General features: G+C 42.5%; 1 protein-coding gene. It reads right to left on the bottom strand.

Translation table 11 applies throughout. From position 1 onward, the window contains the following. Nucleotide 1: 1 nt before the first annotated feature. A complete protein-coding gene (locus QNM16_RS14550) occupies nucleotides 2–9,514 on the bottom strand; it encodes a non-ribosomal peptide synthetase (RefSeq protein WP_284021162.1) in 9,513 nt (3,170 codons plus the stop codon). Between the last annotated feature and the right edge of the window lie 2 nt (nucleotides 9,515–9,516).

Here is a 9,516-nt window from a genome sequence, read left to right as displayed (position 1 = left end):
CTTATAATTGTTCTTCTGCCATTAACAGCTCAGCAAGTTCCGCTTCGCTTAAGTCCTTTAGTTCATCTATCAGCGTACTCATTGACGATTTGTCATCAATTTCGTCTTGCTGCATGTCGAGTGAGCCAACTAGAGCAGCGGGGTCCGTTTGGCTTACAATACTGTTGATAATTGCTATAAAATGTTGAGATATCTGATTGATGAGTGTTGAGGAATATTCGCCACTCTTGTAGCTAAAGCGCACCCAAAACTCCTCATCAGGCACTACTGCAACCGATAAGCCAAAATCGATATGCTCCTTGGCGCTTGCCTGCTCAACTTTAGTATTGGTTAATGTCTGAGAAGCATTTAGTGCTTCACCAGTAGGGTAGTTCTCAGTTACAAGTAAGGTATCAAACAGACGCTCACCAGATTTTATGCCTGCATTTTTCGCTTGCATGCAAACGTCATTCAGAGGCAAATAATTATATTGGTTACATTCAAGCTGCTGTTTTTGTAGTGTTTGCAAATAACTTTCAATAGTTTCTGTTACGTCGAGATGAGCAACCAATGGCAAGGTGTTGATAAAAAGGCCTACCATTGATTGTATGCCGTCAACATCACAGTCTCGACCAGAAACAATCGTGCCAAACACCACATCATTGGATTGCGTGTATTGACTTAACAAGTATGACCAAGCCATTTGCATAACTGTATTGAGTGTCGTGCTGCGCGCTCTACAGTAGTGATTTAAGTTTTGGCTAAGGACTGCATCAAACGTAATGATTTGCTCACAATATTCCCTTAGACCATGCTCCTCTTCAGATGGCATCAATAAGCAAGCTTGAGTCACATTTTCCAACTTGCCTTGCCAAAACTGTAGCCCTTGTTGTTGGCTTTGCTTGAAATACCAGTCAATGTACTGTTTATAATCTGCAACAGGAGGAAGTTGGTAGCTGGTAAAGTCAGATTTTTTCTCTGCAACGCTAAACACTTCACCTAAGATAATGGGCAGACTCCAGCCATCAGACAGGCAGTGGTGCTGAGTGAATAGCAGCCGCCAACGAGTCGCTGAAAGTTGTACCAAATAGATGCGGGTAAGCGGCTCAGTGGTAAAGTCGCAACCCCTGTCATAGTTTTGCTCAATCACCTCTTCCCACTTTGTATCTTGTATTTCAGAAGTTAACCCAGACCAGTCAAACTGATGCCACTCAAATTGCCCGGTTGGTAAAACAACCTGATGTATATTAGCGCTTTCTATACCCACAAATCGCGTACGCATTATAGAGTGGCGTGCCATCACTTCTGACCACGCTTCCTGCATTGCGCTAAAGCTGGTATTTGCACTAAACACAATATCCTGATGCTGCATGTAGGCTTTTGGTTCTTTATACGTTTCAAAAATCATCCCTTGCTGCATTGGGGTAGCCGAATATAAGTCTTGCATCTGTGGAAATTGATGCTGCCATTCTGCCAACTCTGCTTGTTTAACATTGGCTAATGGAAAATCAGATGGTGTGAAGCAAGGTTGTGCTTGCTGACAGTGGGCAATAACGTCTCGTAGCCCCTGTTCCAGCTCCTTTACTAGGCTTTGCATATTACGCTTACTATATTCAAGGGTGCTGTAATCAAGCGTGAAGCTCAACTGCCCTTGCTTAACCCAGCCATTTAACCCCAATTTATGCCAACGAGGATGAAGCCCACTCTGGTGTTCACCTCGCTCTTCTTTAGCTTCGCTAAAGTTATTACTGCCAAGCGATGCCAATTGCTTATCCGCATCAAACACACCTAAGTAGTTAAATGCCACAGACTGATAATCATGGCTAAGTTGTGCATCGGCTTCATTATGATTGAGCTGCAGTAAGCCGTACCCTAAACCATTGTTTGGAATTGCCCGCACCGTTTCTTTGATCTTCAGAATGACCTTCTTAAGGTACGCTTGTATATCCTGCTCCTCGTTTTCCTGTTCAAAGTAAACGGGATAGAAGCTTGTGAACCAGCCCAGCGTTTGACTAATATCTAGGTCGCTAAATGGCACGTCCCGGCCATGACTTTCAAATATAAATTTAACGCTATCTAAGCCCCCCCAACGGCATAAGCCAAGGTACATTCCTGACAGCAGTAGCTCATTAATGTGTGTGCGATACGTGGAGTTAGACAGCTGTAGTAACAGTTCTGTTTCGGCTCTATCCAGCGTAAAGCTTTCATTTTCTGTGGTAGCAATCGTTGGTTTATCAGAAACGCTATATTCAGTAGGTAAATTAAATGTTTGATTTTGTGCACGCCAATATTCAAGCTCAGATACACTGTCTTCCTGACTTGAATAATCAACAAGCGCACTTGCAAAAGTCTGATAAGAAGCCGTTTTTCTTGGTAATACAACACTGGCATGCTCATCTTTACTTAGCTGCTCATACGCCAGATGTAAGTCATCCAAAACAATACGCCAAGAAACCCCATCTATTACTAAATGGTGGAACAATAAAAACAACCGTTTGTCGCTTTGAGGCTCCTCTCCTTCCTGTAACAAGATGGCTTTGAATAACGGCCCATTTTTAAGGTCGAAGCTTTGCTGCCACTGTCCACACTGCGCTTCAATCCAGGCTTCCCACGCATGACTTTCAGGCTTTATCTGGTAGGAAAGGCTATCATCTAAAAACTTTTTGGTAAGCGGAGTGTGCAGTGCTTGCCAGTGACCGCCTTCACCTTGATTGAATACTAGACGCAATGCATCATGACGTTGGTATATTGCATCAACAATTTTCGTCAAATATGCTTCTGAAAAATCAGCTGGCACATGAAGCAATAGCGAGTGATTGAAGTGCTCAGGTTGCTCAGTATTTTTATCAAAATAAAAGTGCTGAATAGGTAATAACGGCATATTACCAGTCACCATTTCTTGTTGCCCGGTATTGACCGACTCAAAGCGTACGACTTTTACAAGCTCGGCAATCGTTGGATTATGAAAAAGCGACTTCACACTTAACGAAATCCCTCTATTATTTGCCCTTGATACAAGTTGTATAGATAATATTGAGTCACCGCCAAGACTAAAGAAATTATCGGTTAAGCCTACTTTTTCAACTCCGAGAACTTGTTCCCATAGCTCACATAGTGCAATTTCAAGTGCACTGGTTGGCAATTGCTGATCAGCTCCTGATTGGTTAAGCTCCGGCTCTGGCAGTGCCTTTTCATCCAACTTACCGTTATTTGTTAGTGGCATTTTGTCCAAAAAGACGTAATGAGATGGCAGCATATGACTGGGTAAATGATTATCCAAATAGCCTGTGATACTGACCACCATATTTTCTCTTGATTGCTCTGTATTTAAAGCTTCGTCTTTGAGTGTTATATAAGCGACAAGCTGCTTGGCTTTTGCTTTACCTCTTGCTTTAACATGGGCTTCAGATATTTCTTTAATTGCTGATAAGTGATGTTCAATTTCTTGCACCTCGATGCGAAACCCTCGTATTTTCACTTGATGGTCTTTACGACCTGAAAATACTAGCTCTCCACTTTCAAGCCATCGCGCCTTATCACCTGAGCGATACAAGCGGCTACATGGAGCGCCTGGCAAAGAGCTATCTATAAACTTTTCTTTGGTAAGCTCGGGCTTATTGTGATAACCCCTAGCCAGTCCAACACCTGATATATACAGCTCCCCAGTAACCCCGATTGGGACTGGCTTTAACTGTTGATCAAGAACATACACCTGAGTATTCGCAATAGGGCTACCAATCACTGGGGTTTCATTTTGCTTTAGCTCTTTCATGGTAGTCATGATTGAGCATTCAGTTGGACCATAGAGGTTATATAACCGACACTGCTGGGTCCAAGTGTTAACCAAATCTAGTGTGCAGCTGTCCCCGCCCACCATAATGACTTTTAAAGATGGAATTTGGCGTACCACCTGTGCACCTAATAACGAAGGGGTCATCGCACAATAATTAATATCATTCGATAACATAAACTGGGTTAAATCAGTTTTAGCATCCGTAAAGTGAATCTGGGCACCTGCACATAGGCCGTGGAATAAGCTTTGTCCACCAGCATCAAACTGCATAGGCAGAACATGCATAATGCGTTCGCCATGGCTGATATCAAATGTTTTGATATCATGCTTGATCAGGTTAACTATCCCTCTATGCTCTAACAGTGCTCCCTTAGGCTGGCCAGTTGTCCCTGAAGTATAAATTACATAAGCCAGTTGGCTTGGCTCCCCACATCTGGGTAAGTTGCCTTGGCTATATGAGCCAAGCGAATTTGGTTCATCAACCGCCAATAGTTCCGGTTGGGATGAATTCCCTCCAGTGATCTCACTTAGCTGCTCAGTAAATTTTGATTGGCATAGTAAGATTGGCGCTAACGTATCTTGTAGTATATATTGCACCCGCTTTTGCGGGTCATTCGGTGAGATAGGCAAGTATGCCCCACCTGCTTTTAATACTGCAAGGATACTTACAATCAGCTCAACATTTCGCTCTAGATATAATGCAATAAATGTATCTGGCTTTAAGCCCTCACCATAACTCACTTCATACTGGTCACGAATTCTACGTGCTAATTGATTCGCTCTAGTATTTAATTCCTGATAAGTAAGTTCAGTGTCACCAAACACAAGGGCAATACCGTCAGGTGTTTTTTCAACTTGCTGTTCAAACAACTCATGGATCAATGTCTCTTGCGAATATGGGCAAGCTGTATTATTGAAAGCACTAATTAGTTGGTGCTGTTCAGTGTCCGGAATTACTGACAAAGTGTTAGCAGCTTGTTCAGGCGCTTGCAATAGTGCAGTCATAAGCCTAGAAGCGGCTGTTGTAACATAGCTCAATACACGCTTTGCATTGACGCTACTGTCTACATTTAATGTCAGGTGATACGCGTTATCTATATCATCTACAGATAGGCCAAGTGGATAATTTGTACGTTCGTGTGCTTCTAAAAAAGAAAACTCATTGCTAGCATCTCTTACTGGCTGGTTCTCAAAGCTAAAACGGCAATTAATGATTGAGCTAAATAGTGGGGCGTCACCCTCAATATCGCAGCAACTTTGGGCTTGCGTTAGCGGAGTGTACTCATAGGCAATTAAATCCTGAATAGATTTACTGATAGAGTTAACAAGCGACAACACGCTTTGGTTGTTCAATTGCGCTTTTATTGGCAGCGTGTTGATCAATAGGCCAACCATTTGCTCGGCCCATTGTGAGCCTTGCAGCCTGCCAGACATCACTGTTCCAAAAACCACCTGCTCTTTACTGCAACAAGCAGATATAACGAGCGCCCAAACCGCATGGAAAAATGCACTTGGACTACAATGATTTTCACTTGTCCATTGGCGAATTTGCGCTGATAAATCGCGTGGTAAATCAGCACTGAGCTCCGTTGCTTGTATTTTTTGGTTAACATTGAGCAGCTCAAAAGGCGCTGTAGGCTCTGAAACATCACTTAGCATTGACTCAAAAAAACTGATGGCATCAGTATGCTTCTGATGGTGCTGTATGTGCCCAACAGCTTCCCTGTATGAGATAGGAGAAGGTAACGATTCCGTATCTCCCGTAAACCAGGCTGACAACTCATCTACAATAATATTCAGGCTGGTATTGTCATCAACTAAATGATGCCAAGTTAACTTAATATAGTGCTCACCTTGTGCGGTATCTACAACGGCAAGGTGAAACAATGGTGCTTTAGCTAGATCCATACTGGTGATGATGTTTTCCTTCAACACATCTAATGCATCTTGACCATCCACAGCCTGTAGCCATTGTACTGGTATTGAGGCGCTACGTAATACAACCTGAGCCGGGGTATCTAACTCATCCCAGAAAAAAGCGGTCCTTAGTACGTCATGTCGTTGTATAACAAAGTTCAACCCTTCCACCAGTTTCTCAAATGAAGCTCGACTATCCACGCGCAGATAAGTCGTTATTACATAGGGATCTTCTTCCGGGTCTAGCATATGATGATACAGCATGCCTTCTTGAAGTGGCGTTAGCGGATAGATGTCTTTGATACATTTCATGCCATCAGGCACTTGGCTCGCAATATGATCAATTTCCCGCTGCGATAAATTGATAAGCGGCAACATTTCAGGAGTGATTATTTCACAACTTTCTGGGATTGCATTCGCTGGGGTTTGATAAACGTCTGATTGGTTTGCAAGTTTAAGTTCTTCAGCAAGCTCAGCTAAGTTTGCGGCACCAAATACAGACTGAACAGTCAGCTCCCATCCTAGCTTTTGAACAGCCGAAACCAGCTTTACGACCAGTAGTGAATGCCCGCCAAGCTCAAAAAAGTTTGCAAGTGTACTTATTTTATCTGAATCTAGATTAAGTACTTCAGACCAAGCATTAACTAAAATCTGCTCTTTATCTGTTTGCGGCGCTTTAAATTCATGCATCTTGGCTGTTTGCAGTATAGATTGCGCTGGCTCGGGAAGCGCTTTTTTATCCACCTTACCATTCGCCGTGAGTGGCCACTCATTCACAACCATAATTACTGATGGCAGCATATAGTTAGGCAGTACCAATGCAATCGCACTTTTTATTCGCTGGACAATAGCACTAGCCTCTTCTTCCCCATAACATGGAGCATTTAGCTTAGCGTAGCCAACAAGTGACTTTTCTCCAGCGTGGTTTTCCTTTACCAACACTAAACTAGAGTCTACTCCATCGAATTCTGCCAGTTGGTGTTCAATTTCCCCGAGCTCAATACGAAATCCCCGAATTTTTATCTGATCATCTGCACGGCCAATAAACTCAAGCTCACCATTATCAAGGTATCTGGCCAAATCACCTGACTTATAAAGCCTCGCACCGTCCTTTGCTGTAAATGGATCAGCTATAAACCTTTCTTCGGTGATCTCCGGTTTATTTAGATACCCTCTAGCGAGTCCTGCACCGCCTACATATATTTCACCAACGGTACCCCTGGGCACTAACTTTCCATAGTTATCTAATAAGTATATGGTCTGATCGCCCAGTTTATTTCCGACAGATGCTGGGTTTACGTCAGTCTTGCTTAATGGCTTGTAAGTAACATGAACTGTTGTTTCAGTAATACCATACATATTAATTAACGTAGGTTGCTGATCACCAAACCGTTCCCACCATGGCGTTAGACTTTCTACTTGTAACGCTTCACCACCAAACACAACGCACCTTAAATGGGGCAACTCAAGATTCTCTCTCAGTATCACTTCAGAAAGTGAGCTAAAAGCACTTGGTGTTTGGTTTAAGATTGTTACATTTTGGGCTTGGCACAAGTTAGCAAACTGTTTGGGGTCTCTAGTGCATGCGTAATTAGGGATGACAAGCTTTCCGCCATAGAGTAACCCCCCCCATAGTTCCCATACACTAAAATCAAACGCAATAGAGTGAAATAATGTCCAAGTGTCTGAAGCACTGAAATTAAAGTCATCTTCAGTTGTCAAAAATAACCGACATACGTTTTCATGGGTTTGCAGTACCCCTTTCGGCTTTCCTGTGGAGCCTGATGTATAAATAACGTAGGCCAGATGATGTGTTTGTAAATTTGTATCTGTTACTGAAAGATTATCTGTTGGACAACGCGATAGCTCATCTTGCAAGCGCGAGTCATCCAAACAAATTGCCTGTGACTTTTTTACTGGTGTTTTGTCAATCAAGCTGCTGAGTGTAATAACAGTATCTAGCTCAGCATCGTCTAACATATACTTCAGACGAGCTTCTGGGTAGTCTGGATCTAATGGTACATAAGCACCACCCGCCTTAAGAATAGCTAAAATGGCAATGACCATTTCAACAGAGCGTTCAAAGCACAATCCAATTAATGTATCAGGTGAAATATGCTTATGCTTATTCAAGTAGTGAGCAAGTTGATTGGCACGACTATTTAATACTTCATAAGTTAGCTGTTTTTCTTCGAAAACTAAGGCTACCGCTTGAGGATGCTTTTCAACCTGTAGCTCAAATACCTCATGTATACACTTGTCATTTATGTAGTCTGATTTAGTGTGATTAACATGCTGCGTAAGGTATTCATACTCATTTGGAGTAATAACGTCATAGCCGCCTAATGGCTTATCTGCACCTCGCGTAAGCTGGTTCAAATAGTGAAAAAACTGTTCTGACCATTGTGCTATTTGCTTATGTGAAAATAAATTCGTATTAAATTCCCATAAGAAATCAGCACTTGAATCTGTTTGTGTAACTTCTAAGCTCAACTCAAACTTAGCAGTTTCGGTGTTAAGCTGTTTTACTGACGTTTCTAACCCATTTAATGTCAATGTTTTAGGGTATGCTTCTTGAAAGCTAAATAACAATTGCGCTAGTGGAGAAAAGCTTAGGCTCCGCGTGAGGCCTAAGTGTTCAACAATCACGTCAAAAGGCACTTCATCATGCTGAAAGTCCTTCATCACAGCTTGTTTTACGTCTCTTAATACCTCTTTAAAAGACAACTCAAAGTCTGCACTCAAGCGAACAGGTAGCGTATTGACAAACATCCCTACCACTGAATCTAACTCTTGCCTATTACGTCCTGCAACGGGTGTTACAATGACGATGTCTTGCTGATTGCTTAATTTCTGTAAGAAACTTCCCCAGGCTGTTAGCAAGAAAATATAGGGGGTGACTTGAGATGATTTAGCCAAAGTGATCACTTTATGCCATAAATCAGCATCAATCGTGTAAACCTGCTTGTCACCTCTGGTACCAAGTTTTCTAGGCCTGTTATTCACCGTTGGCAGGGCATGCATAACAGGGCTATTTGCCAACCGTTGTGTCCAATAATCTAATGAGCTGTCAAATCCACCAGCCTGAAAGTAACCTTGCTGCCAAGCAGCATAGTCACCGTAATGCAGATCAAGTGACGGTTGCTCTTTGGCAACTGGCACTTTTCCGTTTACACGGGCCTTATAAAAAGCAGCAAGTTGATCAAATAGCAGTTCTACTGACCAACCATCAACAGCGATGTGATGAAAAGTGAACTGTAAGGTTGAAACCCCCGCAGCTTGAAGGTAAATCAGCGCCCTTAGCATAGGTGAACAGGTTAGATTAAAAGGTCGTTGTGCCTCTTCGGCTAACTTTTTGTTTATAAGTTCCTCGTCTAAGTTAGACGCTTGTATCGTTTGTAGTTTTACAGCTATGTCTTGACGAAAAACTTGTCTGGCTTGTCCATTCACTTCATGAAATTGAGCAGTAAGGGCCGGATTTGCTGTAAGTAAATCATTTAGGGCACCTTCTAGTGCCTGAACCTGAATCATCCCCTTAAGCTGATAGGCAATTGACATATTGTATGTGGAAGTTTGTCCTTCCAACTTATCTAAAAACCACAAGCGCTGCTGGCTAAAAGACAGTTCATATTCGTCTTTTTGGATACGAGGAATCGCCTGCTCAGAGGCCAAAAATTCAACCAGCTCATTTTTGTTCTCACGGATTTGAGTGGCAATATCCTTGGTGATCGCGCCAGGCGCCGCTTGGCTTTTTAACTTCCCATCGCTTAAAAGAAGCGTTATTCCCTTATCTTTTAAATGCTTTATTAATGCTGCAACCTTCACAA

It is taken from the genome of Pseudoalteromonas umbrosa, from assembly GCF_030125375.1.
In the GTDB taxonomy this organism is placed as follows: Bacteria; Pseudomonadota; Gammaproteobacteria; order Enterobacterales; family Alteromonadaceae; genus Pseudoalteromonas; species Pseudoalteromonas umbrosa.
This window is presented reverse-complemented; position numbering and strand designations above follow the sequence as displayed.